The organism is Collinsella sp. AF28-5AC (genome assembly GCF_003457875.1).
GTDB lineage: Bacteria > Actinomycetota > Coriobacteriia > Coriobacteriales > Coriobacteriaceae > Collinsella.
The window spans coordinates 22,814-41,727 of record NZ_QRTA01000003.1 but is presented as its reverse complement, the minus strand read 5'-3'; the positions used below and the strand labels follow the sequence as shown (position 1 = coordinate 41,727).

General features: G+C 60.3%; 12 protein-coding genes and 1 tRNA gene. 3 read left to right on the top strand and 10 right to left on the bottom strand.

Features of this window, described 5'->3' with window-relative positions; all coding sequences use genetic code 11:
- Positions 1–385: 385 nt before the first annotated feature.
- The 6 genes from DWZ01_RS03400 to DWZ01_RS03375 form a co-directional block, all read right to left on the bottom strand.
- Complete coding sequence (locus DWZ01_RS03400; RefSeq protein ID WP_035136908.1) at positions 386–1,750, bottom strand: PFL family protein; 1,365 nt, start codon at positions 1,748–1,750, stop codon at positions 386–388.
- 108 nt (positions 1,751–1,858) lie between these two features.
- Positions 1,859–4,426, bottom strand: coding sequence for a homocysteine S-methyltransferase family protein (locus DWZ01_RS03395; protein ID WP_233506166.1), 2,568 nt, complete (start codon positions 4,424–4,426; stop codon positions 1,859–1,861).
- Positions 4,416–5,429, bottom strand: coding sequence for a DUF4928 family protein (locus DWZ01_RS03390; protein ID WP_158556906.1), 1,014 nt, complete (start codon positions 5,427–5,429; stop codon positions 4,416–4,418). Before DWZ01_RS03390 ends, DWZ01_RS03395 begins: the two co-directional genes overlap by 11 nt.
- A complete protein-coding gene (locus tag DWZ01_RS03385) occupies positions 5,392–6,552 on the bottom strand; it encodes a DNA cytosine methyltransferase (RefSeq protein ID WP_117848101.1) in 1,161 nt (386 codons plus the stop codon). The genes DWZ01_RS03390 and DWZ01_RS03385 overlap by 38 nt, the downstream gene beginning before the upstream one ends.
- A 109-nt stretch (positions 6,553–6,661) precedes the next feature.
- A complete protein-coding gene (locus tag DWZ01_RS03380) occupies positions 6,662–7,453 on the bottom strand; it encodes a hypothetical protein (RefSeq protein WP_117770027.1) in 792 nt (263 codons plus the stop codon).
- Entirely contained in the window at positions 7,453–8,325 is an 873-nt protein-coding gene (locus DWZ01_RS03375; RefSeq protein WP_117770026.1) for a methylenetetrahydrofolate reductase, read from the bottom strand. Before DWZ01_RS03375 ends, DWZ01_RS03380 begins: the two co-directional genes overlap by 1 nt.
- Before the next feature lie 426 nt (positions 8,326–8,751).
- Between DWZ01_RS03375 and DWZ01_RS03370 the strand changes: the two genes are divergently transcribed.
- Positions 8,752–10,839 (top strand): glutamine synthetase III, encoded by a 2,088-nt coding sequence (locus tag DWZ01_RS03370; RefSeq protein WP_117770025.1) that lies wholly within the window; start codon positions 8,752–8,754, stop codon positions 10,837–10,839.
- Positions 10,840–11,473: 634 nt separating this feature from the next.
- On the opposite strand, the gene DWZ01_RS03365 is transcribed toward DWZ01_RS03370, so the two are convergent.
- The 4 genes from DWZ01_RS03365 to DWZ01_RS03350 all read right to left on the bottom strand — a co-directional run bounded on the left by DWZ01_RS03365 (position 11,474) and on the right by DWZ01_RS03350 (position 15,993).
- Positions 11,474–11,550 (bottom strand) — tRNA-Glu (locus DWZ01_RS03365).
- A 100-nt stretch (positions 11,551–11,650) separates the two neighbouring features.
- Positions 11,651–13,828 carry a MurT ligase domain-containing protein gene (locus DWZ01_RS03360; protein WP_117848100.1) on the bottom strand — a complete coding sequence of 726 codons (2,178 nt, stop codon included), beginning with the start codon at positions 13,826–13,828 and terminating at the stop codon, positions 11,651–11,653.
- Positions 13,829–13,873: 45 nt separating this feature from the next.
- Positions 13,874–14,917, bottom strand: a complete 1,044-nt coding sequence (locus DWZ01_RS03355; RefSeq protein ID WP_117848098.1) for a hypothetical protein — start codon at positions 14,915–14,917, stop codon at positions 13,874–13,876.
- A complete protein-coding gene (locus DWZ01_RS03350; protein ID WP_117848096.1) occupies positions 14,917–15,993 on the bottom strand; it encodes a hypothetical protein in 1,077 nt (358 codons plus the stop codon). Before DWZ01_RS03350 ends, DWZ01_RS03355 begins: the two co-directional genes overlap by 1 nt.
- 500 nt (positions 15,994–16,493) lie before the next feature.
- Here DWZ01_RS03350 and DWZ01_RS03345 point away from each other — a divergent pair, with 500 nt between their 5' ends.
- Together DWZ01_RS03345 and DWZ01_RS03340 are read left to right on the top strand one after the other, a co-directional pair.
- Positions 16,494–17,717, top strand: a complete 1,224-nt coding sequence (locus tag DWZ01_RS03345; protein WP_022093871.1) for an iron-containing alcohol dehydrogenase — start codon at positions 16,494–16,496, stop codon at positions 17,715–17,717.
- An 83-nt stretch (positions 17,718–17,800) separates the two neighbouring features.
- Entirely contained in the window at positions 17,801–18,901 is a 1,101-nt protein-coding gene (locus DWZ01_RS03340; protein ID WP_117848094.1) for a glycerol dehydrogenase, read from the top strand.
- Positions 18,902–18,914 lie beyond the last annotated feature (13 nt).

Here is an 18,914-nt window from a genome sequence, read left to right as displayed (position 1 = left end):
CTTGCAAACGCATCCATTCGCCATTCCAATCAGCAGAAAGAAGCCCAGAGCGAGCATCCCCATCAACCACGGGCCAACCTCCTAGCAACAAAAAAGCGACTCCTCCCAAAAGAAGAGCCGCAACCAGCATATATCGGAAAGAACCGATCCAACGCCAAACCGCCGTATCAACCATGTGGTGCAGGAGCGAAGCAACTGCAACCGGGATAGAACCCAACCGAGGTCCCGTTGTGCGGGAGCCCCGGGGAGGGCAAATATATAAGGTCGATCGCGAGTTCCGCACGAGCCGGAGAGCACTTAATGTGCTCTCCGTGCGAGTCAGGACTGTCCGAGCAGGCGACCTTATATATTTGCCCCCCGGGGCTCCTCGCCTCGTATCCCTGGGCTAGTTCTTCAGTGAGTTCAGCGGAGCCGGGAAGCGTCCACCACGGTGGGCAAGCACGGTGCCGGCGTTGGGGTTCACCGGCATGATGGGCGCACGGCCGAACAGGCCGCCGTACTCGACGCAGTCGCCCACGCCCTTGCCGATAGCAGGAATCACGCGGACGGCCGTGGTCTTGTTGTTGATGACGCCGATGGCCATCTCGTCGGCGATGATGCCGGCGATGGTCTCGACCGGGGTGTCGCCGGGGATGGCGATCATGTCCAGGCCAACGGAGCACACGCAGGTCATGGCCTCGAGCTTCTCGAGCGAAAGCGCGCCGGCTTCGACGGCGGCGATCATGCCGGCGTCCTCTGACACGGGGATGAAAGCGCCCGAGAGACCGCCCACGCTGGAGCTGGCCATGACGCCGCCCTTCTTGACGGCATCGTTGAGCATGGCGAGCGCGCAGGTCGTGCCGGGGCCACCGCAGGTGCCCACGCCGATGATTTCGAGGATGCGCGCGACGGAGTCGCCAATGGCAGGCGTGGGAGCCAGCGACAGGTCGACAATGCCTTTCTCGACACCCAGACGATGGGCGGCCTCGCGGCTCATGAGCTCGCCGGCACGGGTGATCTTAAAGGCGGTCTGCTTAATCTTTTCGGCGACTTCCATCATCGATGCGGAATCGGGCAGCGTCTCCAGGGCTGCGGCCATAACGCCGGGGCCCGAGACGCCTACGTTGATGACGGCGTCGGCCTCGCCACCGCCGTGGACGGCGCCCGCCATAAACGGGGAGTCCTCGACCATGTTAGCAAAGCAGACAAACTTGGAAGCGCCGACGGAATCCTGGTCGGCCGTGAGTTTAGCGGCATCGATGATGGTCTGGGCGGCCATAAGCACGGCGTCCATATTGATGCCGGCGCGCAGGCTGGCGACGTTGACGCTGGAGCAGACGCGGCTCGTGGTGGCGAGCGCCTGGGGGATGGACTGGATGACGCGGCGGTCGGCGTCGCCGATGCCCTTCTGGACGAGTGCGGAGAAGCCGCCCAGGTAATCGATGCCGAGCGTCTCGGCCGCGCGGTCGAGGGCATGCGCGATGGGGGTGAGGTCCTCATCCTTGCAGCACGCGGCGATCTGCGCCACCGGGGTGACGGAAACGCGCTTGTTGACGATGGGGATACCGTACTCGCGCTCGAGGTTCTCGGCGGTCTCGACCAGATGCTCAGCCGTGTGCGTCACGTGGTCGTAGATCTTCGTGCACATGCGGTCGAGGTTCTCGTCACCGCAACCCATGAGCGAAACACCCATGGTGATGGTCCTGATGTCGAGGTTCTGTTCCTCAACCATGCCGCGGGTTTCCGCGATTTCTGCGGGCGTGATCGCCATCCTTGCGCTCCTATCTGCCAAAACGAGCATAGTCTTATCTATTCTAACGTGCCGCACGTGCCAAGTGGCGCGTGCGGCACGTTTTGGTGCTCGGTTGTTTCCGTTGTGTTACTTCCCAAAGACCTCTTCGGCGATACGAGCGCTCTCGGCGGCGTCCTTGGCGTAGTAGTCCGCACCGATCTGCTTGGCGTATTCGGGGGTGAGTACGGCGCCGCCCACGATGATCTTGACGCCCGGAACCTCGGCATGGAGCAACTTGATGGTCTCTTCCATGGCGACGACGGTGGTAGTCATAAGCGCCGAGAGGCCAACGAGCTTGATGTCGCGCTCCTGTACAGTCTTGAGCACCTCTTGCGGGTCGACGTCGCGGCCTAGGTCAAAGACGGTATAGCCGTAGTTATCGAGCAGCATCTTGACGATGTTCTTACCGATGTCGTGGATGTCGCCCTTGACGGTGGCCACGCAGATTTTGCCCTTGTCGGCAATCTCGCCGGCGGGCATCAGGCGCTTGATGGTGTCGAAGCCCACGCGCGCGGCCTCGGCCGAGGCCATGAGCTGCGGCAAGAAGAACTTACCCTGGTCAAAGAGGACGCCAACCTCGTCGAGGGCGGGGATAAAGTGATTGTTGATGAGGTCCATGGCGTCGTGGTCTGCCAGCAGGCGCTCGGTCTCGGCAGCGATCTCGCCTTTGCGGCCCGAGACGACCATGCGACGAATCGGGTCGTCGTTGCCGTCGGTGCCGGCGGTGCCAGCAGCGGGCACGGTGTCGGTCGATGCGGCCTGAGCTGCTGCCGGGTTTGCGGCAATCTTGTACGGATCGGTCCAGCCGGCGTAGCGCTCGATGTATCCGGTCGAGCCCTCGTCCTCAACGCTCAGGACGCGATAGCTGTAGACGGTATCCATAAAGCGCTTGGAGCCCGGGTTCATGATGGGGGCGTCCAGGCCCGCGCCAAAAGCGGCAGCCAAAAAGACTGAGCCCAGCAGCGGGCGGGCAGGCAGGCCAAAGCTGATGTTCGATACGCCGAGCGCGCATTTGACGCCCAGACGCTCCTTGCACAGGGACATGGCGCGTAGGATCTGCTCGGCCTGGCGCTGGTTGGTCGAGGCGGTCATGACCAGGCAGTCGATGAGGATACGGTCCGGGCCGATGCCGTAGCGGGCGGCCTCGGCCACGATGCGTTCGGCGATGGCAAAGCGGGCCTCGGCGGTATCGGGGATGCCGCCTTCGTCGAGCGTAAGGCCGACAACGTTGGTGCCGTAGTGGGCGACCAGCGGAAAGATCTCATCCATGATCTTTTGCTTGCCATTGACCGAGTTGATGATGGGCTTGCCAGCGTAGCGGCGCACGGCGGCCTCGACGGCTGCGGGGTCGGTGGAGTCAATCTGCAACGGCAACAGCGTGGAGCCCTGGAGCTGTTCGGTCGCCTGTTGGATGATCTTGACCTCGTCGATCTCGGGCAGGCCCACGTTGACGTCCAGGATGTCGGCGCCCTGTTCCTGCTGGCTGATGCCCCGGCTCACGACGTAGTCCAGGTCGCCGTCGCGCAGGGCCTGCTGCAGGCGCTTTTTGCCGGTGGGGTTGATGCGCTCGCCGATGACGGCAATCTTATGGCCGTCGCAGGGAAGGTCCACGACCGTCTGGGCGCTCGTGACCGACATACTGGGCTTGCGATGGCGTGGGCTGGGCGTGTGGTTGTCAATAAGCGTGCGTAGGGCCGCCATGTGCGCCGGCGTGGTGCCGCAGCAGCCGCCCACGACGCTTACGCCGTCCTCAATCATACCGGCGACGGCCACGGCGTACTCGGGCGCCTGGATATCAAAGACGGTGTTGCCGTCGTCGTCCACGTGGGGCAGTCCTGCGTTGGCCTGCACCATAACGGGCTTGTCCGTAACGGTGAGCATGCGAGCGGCGAGTCCTCGGAGCTCGGCCGGTCCCTGGCTGCAGTTGATGCCCAAAACGTCGGCGCCGATGGCATCGAGCGTGATGGCGGCAACCTCGGGACTCGTGCCCAGGAAGGTGCGACCGTCTTCCTCAAAGGTCATGGTGGCAAAGACGGGCAGATCGGAGTTCTCGCGGCAGGCGAGGACGGCCGCCTTGATCTCGGCCAGGTCGGTCATGGTTTCGATAATAAAGAGGTCCACGCCCGCATTGACGCCGGCGCGCACTTCCTCGGCAAAGAGGTCATAGGCCTCGTCGAAGCTGAGGGTGCCCAGGGGGCGAAGCAGCGCACCGATGGGGCCGATGTCGCCGGCGACGTAATGGGCACCGGCCGCGCGGGCACAGGCGGCAGCGGCGGCAAAGACATCTGCCACGGTAGCGGCGCCATCGAGCTTGTGGGCGTTGGCGCCAAAGGTGTTGGCGGTGATCACGTCGCAGCCGGCCTCGACGTACTGTCGCTGAATGTCGGTAATGACCTGGGGCTCCTCAAAGTTGAGCAGCTCGGGCAGAGCGCCGGCCTTCATGCCGGCCGCCTGCAGCATGGTGCCCATGCCGCCGTCGAACAGCAGGTGTCCCGTGCCCTCGATGGCGGCGCGCAGGCGATCGTCCTTAATGCGCAGATCGTCGATCGTGCGCGTCTTGTACGTGGCACCGTTGCGACGTGCGGCATCAACGGGTGCCGCCAGCGCGGCACCGTCCAGATCATGAGTGATAAGTATGTTTGAGCTATTCGCCATGTGCATCCATTTCGTCTAGAGCCCACTGAGGAATTTCTATTTGAAGAGATTTGTCGGGCTCGATATCTTCGATTCGCTTGTTGTAGTGGGCAAGAAGCCGTGCGACATTTAATCGAATTAGGCCTCGCTTGTAGAACGATAACTCTTCAATATTGATGCCGATAAACGATTCGAGTGCGATAACCTGTACGCGATTGCCGAGTCCCTCACTTTCGAACAGTCCGTAAGCGAAGGAAACTTTATCGTGGGGGACAACGACGATGGGCCGAATGCCATTTCGAATGTTATCTCGGCATCGATCGGTCAATTTGGCCATTGGCGATACAGTCACATGAAATGCAGCATCATTGATTTGGAAATCGCCAGAACGGTCTGTCTGCTGGTCGGCGGCGTTTGAGTTGTCTTTTCCGATTTCTATGGTTGGAAATAACATCTCTAGTTTTGCACCTACCAGGTGCTGTGCGACGGTACCCGTTGGCTTATCGGACCGTAGGCTTGCTTCGGCTAGGATATCATCGACAATGACAGAAATTGGTTTTTGAAGATCGATTTCGACTTTGATTCTCTGCCGGTTAAAGAAATCGACCTGGATTCGCTCGACGAAGAAATTGGCGATTGCATTCGCAGCTTCAAGACGAGTGTCTTCGCAAATGTCACTGGGTAGGGCAGAGTTGATAATCGTGGCAAGCTCAAGCGCCATCGGGAGTGTGCCGCGTGAGGTTCTGCCGCCCTCTGACGCGAAGGCACGCGTTTCCCCATGTCTGGCTAAAACTGTTTTGATGCATGCTCCACTTAGGCCTCGTACTTGGCTCCCCTTGTCCGATTGCACATAATCGTCGGTGAGCGGAAAACGGTTTTGCAACAGCTCGCTTATGCCTATGCCAACCGCCATGACGTTACGGTTGACGTTGCCTCGCTTGCTGCGCTTGGATTCGTACCAGAGTTCAATGGCATCCAAGATGTCTTTATCGGGCTCGCTCAAGGAGCAATTGGTCATTTCCATTATTGTCCACTCCGTTCCTTGAAGACATAAGCGCGGGTTTGACTGCATTTTTTATAAGCCAAGTGACAACTGGCACGGCAACTGCATCGCCGAATGCGTAGCGAATCTGAGCATCCGAGAAGCCGCTAAACTGACATGAGTCAACACCTTGGAGACGGGCATATTCAGTTCCAGTCATCCAGCGAACTTCTATCTTTCCGTTTTCGCATATAACGACTGCCTGTCTTGATGAGCCGCCGCGAGCCGTTCTTAGACATCCGGCAATTTCTTCTTCACGGATTTCCCAGCGCACAACGCCCGATCGCGTGCGACGGTAAGCAGTGCGAACATTTTTTTCTTTGGCATTTAAGAAGCGCTGAAGGCGCTCTGCTTGATGCGGTGCAAGTGAGTCGATAAATGCTTGTACTTGGTTTTTGTTCCACCAACGCTTGTCGTTCTCGGGAATATTTTCAACAACCGTTGCAAGGCCCGTCATGCGAAGTGGACTTGGCTCGTTTAGGTGAGAGACGTGCGTAATGAGTGAAGGGTCGGAGTGAATCCAGGAGACCTTTTCAGGACGAAGCGAGGAATCGAGTCGGCTGTTGGGAAGAGGGTTTTTTAATCCGACGACAAACATGCGGGGGCGTGACTGGGGAAGCCAGTGCCGTGCATCGATAAAATAAGCGTCGCATGAATAGCCTAAACGATTAAATTCCTGGCAAACGAGTCTAAAGTCATTACTGTTATTAGACGTGGCAAGGCCGATGACATTTTCGAGAACAAGTGCCCGCGGGGCACGATCGCCCATTCCTTCGATGGCCTTAATAAAGCCAAAGAACGCACTGGACTCTTTGCCAGAGATAAGTCCCTCCCTGTTTCCCGCGAGAGATAAGTTTGTGCAAGGGCTTGACGCCCATGCGATGTCGGCTTGGGGTATTAAGTCGGGGTCGAGTGTGTGGACATCCTGCTCGACTAGATGCTCATCGCCCCAACACTGGCCGTACATGGCGCATTTAGTATGGTCTATGTCATTTGCCCAGATTGTTTTGATTCCGGCTTTTGCCATGCCGGCACGAGCCAAGCCAATGCCTGAAAAAAACTCAAGCGCGGTTAGTTGTGGCGAGAACTGCAGAATGTTGTGCATGTACTGGCTTTCAGATAGTTGTTATTTGGAATCTTATGGTACTTGTTTGTGAGGACATCCGCTTACATACGGATGAGATTCCCTCGATACCGTGCCATCAATTGACATTTTATTCAGAATGCGAATAGCAGGTGGTGTGGGCGGCGCGGAAGCGGCAGTGCTCGCGCATGCGGCAGATATTGCAGGTGGGGCGGCTCTGGGCGTCGTGGACTTCGCCGTCGAACAGGCCGATCACCGCTGTCACGCTTTTAGTGGGCATGAGCAGGCTGGTGGGCGTGACGGTCAGGCCGATGAGCCGCGTGGCGTTGAGCGCATTGACGATCGAGCGCTGGGCCGAGAGCGGGCAGTCGCCGTAGCCGGGGCTAAAGCGCCAGTTGCCGGCGAGCCCATGAACGGCGGCGTCCATCTTGACCTGCTGGTCCATTTGCTCAACGGCGGCTTCCACGTAAGCGGAGCACGCGGCGTCGAGCACGGCGCCCTCCAGGGGATGTTGGGCTCCCGTGGTGCGCAAACGGCGCTCAGCATCCATGCCGAGAGTGCATGCCATGAGCGCGGCAAAGCGGGCGTCTTTGAGATGTCGATAGATATCACGACCGCGCAGCTCAACGTTGGTGCCGACCAGACGGATGCAAGGCTTGCCCTGTTCGTCCACGCCCGTGGCATCGACGGCAAATACGCGGCGCACGCCACGGGGCTCAATGTCCAATTCCAGGCGTTCAACGACAAGCTCAATACGTCGTGACAGTTCGGGCTCAATCTGCTGGCCGCCGTAACCCAGATACCGCAGCATCTCGGCACGGTCGACACGGGGATGGTGCGCAGCATCGACACGGTAAAGCGCCGGCGACGCAAGGTCGGCCGGCACTTCGACAGTGGTTGTATCGATGTGCGGTTTTTCCATTACCCCAGGCGCTCCATAATGGTCGCGGCGATTGCAGGACGGTTCATAGTGTACAGGTGCAGGCCGTCGGCACCGTGCTCCTTGAGGTCACAAAGCTGACGGGCGGCATAATCTACACCGGCTGCCTGCAGGCTCTCGGGGTCGTTCTCGTACTTGGCGAGAATCTTGATGACGGGGGAGGGCAGCGACGCGCCGCACATAAAGACCATGCGGCTGATCTGCGACTTGCCCATAAACGGCATAATGCCCGCGGTAATGGGCACGGTGATGCCGGCCTTGTCGGCAAGCTCGCGAAAACGGTAGAAGCACTCGTTATCAAAGAAAAGCTGCGTCACAAAGAAGCTCGCGCCGGCGTCCTGTTTTTGCTTGAGGTGTTCGACCGAGACGTTGAGGTCCTCACAGGCAATGTGGCCCTCGGGGTAGGCTGCGGCGCCCACGCAAAAGCCGGCGTCGACGAGCTCGGGGATGAGGTCGCGGGCGTAGGCGTAGTCGGAGGCGGGCTTGTCGTCCTCGGTCGCGCCGGCGGGAAGATCGCCGCGCAGGGCCAGCACGTTTTCCACGCCGGCCGAGCGATACTCATCGATCTTGGCGGCGATATCGGCATGCGACCGGCCCACGCAGGTAAGGTGTGCCACCGAGGGCGTGTCGAATTCGCTCGTAATCATATGCGCGATGGGGGCGGTGGCGGCACCGTTGCCCGAGCCGCCGGCCGAGCAGGTGACCGAGACAAAGCTCGGCGAAAGCTTGCACAGATTGCCTGCCACTTCGCGAGCCATGTCGAGGGTCAGTTCGCCCTTGGGCGGGAACATCTCAAACGAAATGGGCGCGGTGCCCTGGGATGCTGCCTGCTTAAAAACCTCGTCGACGCGCATATCGTGCTCCTCTAGATACGTAATAGTGTGATGTGTTGTAAGGATTCTACAGCACCACTGTGCCACGGTGGAGTTTCACTCGCTATTTGAGGATACCAATCAAAGATGCCTTGCTATCGGCTTTCTCTATAACAGAGCGGCTAATCTAGGCACGGACTATAAAGACTGGTATCTGATGCAAAATACCAGTTAATAGAGCTCCATCCCAAATTGACTACCCTTAAACTATGGGGAGAGGTCTGCAATTTATGCAGTTGATTGGCTGTTGAGGGTGGCAACGCCGCCTCGATAGGGTAACCTCATTGATTGGTTTCGCGACAGCAACATAACGGTAATGTCGCGGAAACACGGCGAGTCTAAGCTATGACTCGTTCGTTAGTAATCAACACCGCTTCTCACGCGGTGCCGATACGAAGGGAGTTCCGTATGGCCGAACTTACTGACCGCTTCGGGACCATGGTGTTCTCTGAGGAAGTCATGAAGGACTACCTCCCCAAGGACATTTGGAAGCGCCTTGCTGCAACCCTCGAGGGCGGTGAGCCGCTCGACCTGGATGTGGCCAACGCCGTTGCCCATGCCATGAAGGTCTGGGCCATCTCCAAGGGCGCGACGCACTACGCACATTGGTTCCAGCCTCTTTCGGGCATTACTTCCGAGAAGCACGACAGCTTCCTGGAGCCCAACCACGACGGCACCGCCATTACCAAGTTTACGGGCAAGAACCTCATCCAGGGCGAGCCGGACGCCTCCAGCTTCCCCAACGGCGGCCTGCGCGCCACCTTCGAGGCCCGTGGCTACACCGCTTGGGATCCCACCAGCCCCGCCTTTATCAAGGACGATGTCCTGTGCATCCCCACGGCTTTCTGCTCCTACACGGGCGAGGCCCTGGACAAGAAGACCCCGCTGCTGCGTTCCATGACCGCGCTCTCGCGTGAGTCTAAGCGCGTTTTGGCGCTGTTCGGTAAGACCCCCAAGAAGGTCGTTCCTTCCGTGGGCGACGAGCAGGAGTACTTCCTGATCAAGAAGGACGCTTACCGCAAGCGCAAGGACCTGGTCATCACCGGCCGCACCCTCTTTGGTGCTGCTCCATGCAAGGGCCAGGAGCTCGAGGAGCACTACTTTGGCGCTATCCGCCCCACCGTCTCGGCCTACATGAAGGACCTGGACGATGAGCTGTGGGCGCTCGGTATTCCCGCCAAGACCAAGCACAACGAGGTCGCTCCCTGCCAGCATGAGCTCGCACCGGTCTATGGCGAGGTCAACGAGGCCATCGACCAGAATCTGGTCATGATGGAGAAGATGAAGCTCATCGCCTCCCGCCACGACTTGGTCTGCCTGCTGCACGAGAAGCCCTTCGAGGGCATCAATGGTTCGGGCAAGCACAACAACTGGTCGCTTGGCACCGAGTCCGAGAATCTGCTCGATCCGGGCGACACCCCGCTCGACAACCTGCAGTTCATCGTCTTCCTCACCGCGGTGATCGAGGCCGTCGATAACTATCAGGAACTCCTGCGCGCCTCTGTTGCCTCGGCCGGCAACGACCATCGTCTGGGCGCCAACGAGGCTCCTCCGGCGATTATGTCCATCTTCCTGGGCGACCAGCTTACCGAGGTCGTCGAGAAGATCATCGATGGTAAGGCTTCCGTCCATGCCACGCGCGGCGTGCTCGACCTGGGCGCCGATACCCTGCCCAAGCTGATGCAGGACAACACCGACCGCAACCGCACCTCCCCGTTTGCCTTCACCGGCAACAAGTTCGAGTTCCGTGCCTGCGGCTCCGAGCAGAACGTCTCCGACTCCAACCTGGTGCTCGATGCCGCCGTGGCCAAGTCGCTCAAGTCCTTCGCCGACGCGCTTGAGGGTACGCCCGAGGATGAGTTCCAGGACGCCGCGCTCGAGTACTGCAAGAAGGTCCTGACCGACCACCAGCGCATCCTCTTCTCCGGCGATGGCTACTCCGACGAGTGGCCCGTCGAGGCCGAGAAGCGCGGCCTTGCCAACAACAAGACCACGGCCGACGCCCTGCCCGCCTTTGTTTCCGATAAGGCCATTGCGCTCTTTGAGGAGACGGGCGTCCTGACCAAGGCCGAGGCCCAGTGCCGCTACGATTGCAAGCTCGAGAAGTACAACAAGCTCATGAACATCGAGGCTACCACGATGGTTCGCGAGGCGCGTCGTACCTATCGCCCGGTCATTACTGCCTATGCCACCAAGGTCGCTAAGGGCCTTGAGACTATTCGTGCCGCCGGTGCCGAGGCCGCCATGCAGTGCGAGCAGAACACGCTCAACAAGCTCTGCAACGGTATCACCACCATCAACGACTCCATCAAGGCGCTCGACGCCGTGCATCAGAAGGCCGAGGGCCTCGATGGTCAGGAGCAGGCCAACGTGTATGCACACGAGGTCGTCCCCGCTATGGATACGCTGCGCGCCGCCGTGGATGCCATGGAGGAGATCGTGGCCGCCGACTACTGGCCGGTCCCGACTTACGACGACATCCTGTTCTACGTGTAGAGCGTAACTGACATATCGTCACGGTATTGAGCCGGGGTCCGCATCATGCGGGCCCCGGTTTTTGTTTGCGAAGGACGCTTTGAAGCCCGTTTTGCCGCCGACTTGCCTAGGTATAAAGGGTTGTGGACAAAAAACGTCAAATATGAGTACTGTCACAAGTCCTGTAGCATTATTTATTTGCAAAATATGTAGTGTTACGCAACATATGCCCAAGTACTTAGCCGATAAACGTCTGCAATTTTTCCGCCGTAGGACGCCTGACGGCTAAATCGCCTTCTGAAGGCATGAAATCTCTGTAACTAAAATGGTAACAGTACTCATATTTGCCATTTTTTGACCACAGGCCTTGCGATGATGCCGGGATCCGCACCCTGCCGGGTTCGAATCCCGGCATATCGGTAGCAAAAAGCCCGTCACCGCGGGGGTAACGGGCTTCTTAATTTAAATGGTGCCCCCAGCGGGATGTCCGCGTGCGGCTGACGCCGCCCGCTTTCGCCGCGTCGCTTCGCTCCTTGCGTGCTGCGCTGGAAAACGCTTCGCGTTTCCTCAGCTCCGCACCCTGTCGGGTTCGAATCCCGGCGCATGGGTAGCAAAAAGCCCGCTACCGCGAGGGTAACGGGCTCTTCAATTCAAATGGTGCCCCCAGCGGGATTCGAACCCGCGATATCCACCTTGAAAGGGTGGCGTCCTTGGCCGCTAGACGATGGGGACAGCGGGAAAGAGTATAGCAGACTTTTTTAGCCGTTCACATATCGTTGGCAAACTGAAAAACCACCACAAAGGTGCCTGTCCCCTTTGTGGTGGCGAGGCGTTAGGGGAGGAGCTTCATCGCGGCGTCGTGGGCGGCGTGCTCGTAGGTGTCGTCGAGGGGTTTGAGCGGCAGCAGGGCTGTGGCCTGCGCATCGCCGCGGCGCTCGAGGGCATGCGCGATCAGCCAGTCGGCGAGTTCGGGGTTTTTGGGCAGCGCCGGCCCGTGCAGGTACGTGCCGATGACGCCCTTGTAGATCAGACCCTCAAGGCCATCGTCGCCGTTGTTGCCGGTGCCCGCGACGACGGACGTTCCGAGCGGCGTTGCCTCCGCGTCGAGCAGGGTGCGACCTCCATGGTTCTCGAATCCCACAAAGGGCTCAGGTGCCAGATCGGTTTTGACGGCTACGTTGCCGATCAGGCGATCGGAGCCACGTACGGTTTCGGCGGCAATGACGCCCAGGCCCTCGATGCGATTTTCGCCCATATAGTACGAACGGCCGAGCAGCTGATAGCTGCCACAGATGGCAAGCAGCGAGCCGCCATCCTCAACATAGGCCGCGACCTTGTCTTTTTGGGCGAGCAGCTCGTGTGCCACGGCTAGCTGGTCGCGGTCGGAGCCGCCACCCATCATGACGATATCGGCATCGGTCAAATCAAGCGTTTCGCCCATACGGACCTCGTCCACGCGCACGGGAATGCCACGCCAGGCGCAGCGGCGCTCGAGGGCGATGACGTTGCCGCCGTCGCCGTAGAGGTTAAGGGCATCGGGATACAGGTAGACGATGCGCAGCGGGCGCGAAAGCTCGACTGGCGCGATACCGACAGGAAGAGCGCTGCCGTCGGCACGGGCTACGGCGCGCCCAGCAACAGCGTCGGCGGTGGCGCCTTTCAGCCCGTCGAGCTCCTTGACCAGCGGCGGGAAGGCCGTGTAGTTGGCGACGGCGTAGAAGGTGTCATCGGCGGCCTCGTCTGCCACGGCGCCAATTGCCTGCGCGACGTCCGAGATAATCGCGGCATCGATGCCGGCGTACTTGAGGCGCACCTGCATGTCGTGCGCGCGCGTGCCTCCGGCAAAGGCGACAAGACCCGGCGTGTCGGCGATGCGCTCAAAGTCGACGTCGTAGATCCACGATACATCGTGGCCGTCGGCGTCGTTGTCGTTGAGGAAGAAAGCGCAGAGTCTGCCGCCTGCCGTCTTGATGGACTGGATTTGTCGATCGAAGCCTACGGGATTCTTAGCCAGGTTGGCCTCGATGGTGCGGCCGGCGATATCCCAGCGGCCCATGCGTCCGCCGGCGGGGACGTAGGCGTCGAGCGTGGGCTGCAGGTGCGCCGTATCCACGCCTAACTCATGTGCGGCAAAGAATGCAGCGGCAACGTTGTAGACCATGTACAGGCCGTTGTAGCGTGTGGCGATGTGTACGGCAGCCGCGTCGGGCGCAGATCCAAAGACCAGGTCGAAGCCGTAGCCGTCGCAGCCGAGCTTCACGTCCGTCACGCGACGGACAAGCGCAGGGCGGGCCCAGCCGCACGAGGGGCAATGGTAGGCGCCGAGCTGGCCGTATTGCACGTAGTCATACTCCAGCGGCGCGTTGCACTGTGAGCAAAAACGTGAGTCGCTAATGCGGTCGGACTCGGTGTTGGTGGCGCCGTCGATGCCAAAGGCAATACTCGCGTTGGGAACGCGCGCGGCAATCGAGGCACACAACGGGTCGTCGGCGTTGTAGATGAGCGTTGTCGTCGGAGAGAGCTCCAACGCATGGGCGATGACGTCTTGGGTATGGTCGATCTCGCCATAGCGATCCAGCTGGTCGCGGAACAGGTTGAGCGGCACAAAGTACGTCGGCTTGAGCTTGGGCAGAACGCGTACGGTGTAGAGCTCGTCACACTCAAAAACGCCCACGCGCTTGCCGCTGCTGGTGTGCTTAAGGCCACTGCGGGCCTCGAGCAGCGCACCCACCACGCCCGGCTCCATGTTGTTGCCGGCGCGGTTGCATACCACGGTGGCGCCGCTGGCGGCAACGGCGTCGGCGATGAGGTTGGAGGTGGTGGTCTTGCCATTAGTACCCGTAATCACCACGCTGCGGTCGACAAGGCCAGCGAGGTCGCTCAGCAACTCGGGATCGATCTTCATGGCGATGCGGCCGGGGAGTACGCCGCCCTGGCGTTTGAGGACAGAGCGCAGTCCCCAGCGAGCGATATCGCTCGAGGTGCAGGCAAGAGATGAGCGGAGATTCATGAAACCGTTCCTAACGTAAACGACATGGTCGGGTCGAGTGCGTCACTAAAATCCGTAGCGGCGCGCAAATTCCTGGGCAAGCTGCGATACATCTTCGCAGGCGTTGGCCCAGGGGGCAAAGTCGGGGGTGTCCGAGATAATGCCGTCGGCTTCCCAAACCGCCTGGTGCGAGAGGTCCCAGGGGTCGCGCGGCTCGGGTCGGCAGGGAAGGTACGGTGTCTGGTACATGGGATTCAGCAAGAAGAATGCGCCGCCCTCGCAGCGGTTAGCGAACTCACGCAGCGCACGCACCGCCGGACGCATCTTGTTCGTTTTGAACAAGAGGATGGTGCGGGCGAGCAGGTACCAGGGGGAGTTCTCGAGTGCATCAGCCCCGATCTCTTCCTCGAGCTGGTGAGCCAGGGCAAAAAAGCCGTCCTGGTCTTCCAGGCGAGCGAGGGCGAGCAACACGGTGCCTGCGGCTCGGGTGGGGTAGCCTTCCGCCTTAAGGACGCGGCGGGCGTAGTTGGCGGCAGCACGGTAGCGGGCGCTCGCCATGCACAGCTGCGAGATGGCCTCGAGCGTGTGGAGCCACCCGATAAGTGCCGGCTCGTTCACGGTGAGATCTGCCGCCGTCACGCCGTCCGTCAAAACTTTGTTGGCCCAGTAGTGTGGGGCCTCCATATCGAACCCGGGCACACTTTGCTGCAGGTAATCGGTCGTGGTCGCCTCGAGCTTCATCAGGTCGCCCAGGCAGGCGTCAACGGGCGTGTCCGCCAAAATGATGGCGAGCAGCTGGGCATCGAGGACATACGCATCGACGCGGACAATCTTGAGCAGCTCATCGCGCATGTCGTCGAACAGACGATTGCGCGTCTGCTCGAACTCCTCGTCGCTGCCCATATCCTCGATGCGATGGAGCTCGTCGAGCAGGTGGCGATGAACACCGGCGTAGGACAGCAGTGCCTGAGCATGCTCGGTCTGCGCATACTTATGAGGGTTGACGCTCACGTCGTTATGGACAAGCTCGCGTGCTGCATCGGTGAGTTCGGGGTGCGACGCCAGATAGGTGCGCTCCAGGTAGGCGGGGATGTAGACGCTCGGATCCATTAGAGGTCTCCTCCCTTAAACGGCAAACCCTGCTCGGCCGCCCGCAGTATGCGCTCATCGATTTGGGAACGCACGATATCGTTGGTAGCGACCCAGGCGGCGAAGCTGGCGTTGTCGGGGGCGCCCAGGCCCTCCTGCAGTACCGGCGTCGCCTCGGACAGCGCAAGGACGAGCTCGTCGGTGGAGCCCACACCCACGTTGACGCGGGCATAGACGCCATCGGGAAACTCGGTTTGGAAGTAGAGCGCCTCGGCCGCGTGCGGGCACGAGCGTGCGAGGATGCGCAAATAGTGCTCGGCGCCCTCGTAGTCCAGCTCGCGCCAGGCAGCGCTCATCAGCGCGATGAGCGTCCATGGGTCCAAGTCGCGCTCCGCGTCCTTGGGACGACGACGCAGCGGCGTGCTGGCGAGATAGGGGACGGAGTGGGCAGAGCGAAATCGCTTGAGCTCCTCGGCGGGGTATTCGAGCTTTGCCATAGCGAGCATCGCGGTGTGGCGGACACCAGCGGGGTCGTTGGGCGCAAAGTCCAAGCTGCGATTCGCGGCTTCGAGCGACATGCGGTAGCGTCCGCTAATGAGCGCGCGCGATGCCAAGGCGGCAAGCCAGCGCAGGTAGGGGCGGCGCATAAGGTCGCCTGCGGCCTCACGCTCGTAGGGGTCCTGCGCCGAGGCGGTCTTGAGCGCCAGATCGTGCTCCACTTCGTCGCACTTGGACACCAGATACTGCACGTATTCCTCGTTGGAGCCGGCGGTGAGGGCGGTCAGCATGCGCTGAGCGTCCCAGTTGGTCGGGTCGAGCGCGGCTGCCTCGCGGAGCATGTTCTCGGCAGCTGCCTCTTCTTGCTCTGCCTGGGTATCGTCAGGGATAAAGGGAATGCGGTAGTCGACAGCCTCGACCACCTTGGCAATGAGGTGCCCGGCGCGGTCGCGGTCGTGCACGATGAGCGGTGCGGGGTTGCGGGTGAATTGTTCCATCAGACGCTCTACGGCGGCACCGTCGGTGAGCGGGATATTGTCGCGGCGCAAGGCCTCAAGAACGAGGCGATGGCAATCCTCTTGAATGGGATCGAATGCCATGGGGCCTCCTTTGCTGCGGTTAGGGTTCAAATGTTTCTATATAAGGTTCTAGTTTACCCGCATGTGGCACACCGGGGGTGCCGCACTTGGACTTGCACCTTTGCACCACGAAGACGGATGTCGCACAAATGTCGGCACCTTGGACGACCGAGTGGTATCACGGTGCCGCAAACGGTCGATTTTTGGCGGCGAACGGTGCATATTTTGGAGGGGCACGGTCCTGCCCGGGATATGTAGTCAACCTTGATAAAACGTTTGCCCAGCTTGGGAGTATGGATGCCGCACAAGGGTCTTCAGGGATAGAAAAAACGTTTCATCATTGGCGGCTTTAGGTGAATAACTGACCAACCAGAACGGTAAAATAGTGTTTGTCTGAGCGTTGAGACGTTTAGACATCGCGCATTGTCATCGCCGGCAACGCGCAAACCGGTCCTAACGGAGCCAATTGGGTGCTCCGTTATATACGCAAGTCTAAGAGGGGCTTGTTTAGGAGGCACAGTATGGGACGTTTTACCAATCCTCGCGATCTGTACTTTGGTGAGGGCGCTCGCCACGAGGTGAAGAACCTCAAGGGTAAGAAGGCCATCATCGTTTCTGGCGGCAGCTCTATGCGCCGCGGCGGGTTCCTGCAGGACGTTGAGGCCGACCTCAAAGAGGCCGGCATGGAGGTCAAGCTGTTCGAGGGCGTCGAGTCCGATCCCTCCATCGAGACCGTCATGAAGGGCGCAGCCGCTATGCGCGACTTCGAGCCCGACTGGATTGTTGCTATCGGCGGCGGTTCGCCCATCGATGCCGCTAAGGCCATGTGGGTCTTCTACGAGTATCCCGAGGAGTCCTTCGACAACATTATCCAGCCGTTCAGCTTCCCCGAGCTGCGTCAGAAGGCTCACTTCTGCGCCATTTCCTCTACCTCCGGCACTGCTACCGAGGTCACCGCATTCTCCGTCATCACGGATTACGAAAAGGGCATCAAGTACCCGCTGGCCGACTTCAACATCACCCCTGATGTCGCCATCGTCGACCCCGAGCTCACCTACACCATGCCCGCCAAGCTGTGCGCTCACACCGGCATGGATGCTCTGACCCACTGCATGGAGGCCTACGTTTCCACCTGCGCCTCTATGTTCACCGACGCCAACGCTCTGCACGGCATCCGCGAGATCGTCGAGTGGCTGCCCAAGTCCTATGCTGGCGACCATGAGGCCCGTCAGCACATGCACGAGGCTCAGTGCATCGCCGGTATCGCCTTCTCCTCGGGCCTGCTCGGCATCGTTCACTCCATGGCTCACAAGACCGGTGCTGCCTTCGAGAACGGCCACATCATCCACGGTGCCGCTAACGCCATGTACCTGGGCAAGGTCATCCAGTGGAACTCCAAGGATCCCCGTGCTGCCGAGCGTTACGCTTACGTGGCCAAGGAGATCCTGCACCTTCCCGGCGAGACCAACGAGGAGCTCATCGCTGCGCTCGTCCAGAAGATCCGCGACCTCAACGACCAGCTCAACATTCCGCAGTCCATCAAGGATTACGCGAATGGTGGCGTGAAGGTCGACGCCGAGAACCCGCAGATGGTTTCCGAGGAGGAGTTCCTCGCCAAGCTGCCCGAGATTGCCGCGAACGCCGAGCAGGACGCCTGCACGCCCGAGAACCCGCGTGAGACCAAGGCTGCCGACTTCGAGAAGATCCTCAAGGCCTGCTACTACGACACCGACATCGATTTCTAATCGACTCTTGTTATCGTAACGAGGGGCTCCGCACGTATCTGTACGGAGCCCCTTTCTTTTTTCTTTTAGAGAATGGGATAGTTATGGCTGCAATTTTCAATAGCCCCAGCAAGTACATCCAGGGTCCGGACGAGCTGGCCAAGCTCGGCTCCTATGTCGAGCCGCTCGGCGCTAAGGCCCTCGTCATCGTGACGCCTTCGGGCAAGAAGCGCGTCGGTGCCAAGATCGAGGGCGGCTTTGCCGAGGCTAAGGCCGAGCTGCTGTTTGAGGATTTTAACGGCGAGTGCTCCAAGGGCGAGGTCGATCGCCTGGTTGCGCTCGCTCGCGACAACGGTTGCGATATCGTCGTCGGCGTCGGTGGCGGCAAGATCCTCGACACCGCGAAGGCCGTCGCCTACTACCTGGAGTCCCCGGTTATCATTTGCCCCACCATTGCTTCGACCGATGCCCCGTGTTCGGCGCTTTCGGTGCTTTATACCGATGACGGCCAGTTCGACAAGTACCTCTTCCTTAAGGCAAACCCCAATATTGTCCTTATGGATACGACGGTTATCGCGGCGAGCCCGGTGCGCCTGACGGTTTCCGGCATGGGCGATGCGCTCGCAACCTATTTCGAGGCCCAGGCAACGCACGATGCCGACGGCGGCACCTGCGCTGGCGGCAAGGGCGGCATGGCCGGTCTGGCGCTTGCCAAGCTCTGCTACGAGACGCTTATGGCCGATGGCGTTAAGGCCAAGGTCGCGCTGGAGAAGGGTGCGCTCACGCCTGCCGTCGAGCATATCATCGAGGCAAACACGCTGCTCTCCGGCATCGGCTTTGAGAGCTCGGGCCTTGCTGCTGCTCATGCCATCCACAATGGCCTGACGATGCTGCCCGAGTGCCACGGCATGTATCACGGCGAGAAGGTCGCCTTTGGCACTATCGTCCAGCTGGTACTCGAGGATGCTCCGACTGAGAAACTCGAGGAAGTCTTGGGCTTCTGCATTGAGCTGGGCCTGCCGGTCACGATGAAGGAACTTGGCGTTGCCGAGCTTACGCGCGAGCAGGCCATGATTGTTGCCGAGGCCGCCTGCGCACCCGATGACACCATGTGCAACATGCCGTTTGAGGTGACGCCCGAGATGGTTGCAAACGCCATTCTGGGTGCCGACGCACTGGGTCACTACTATCTCATGGATGAGTAAATCAAGCTAAGGA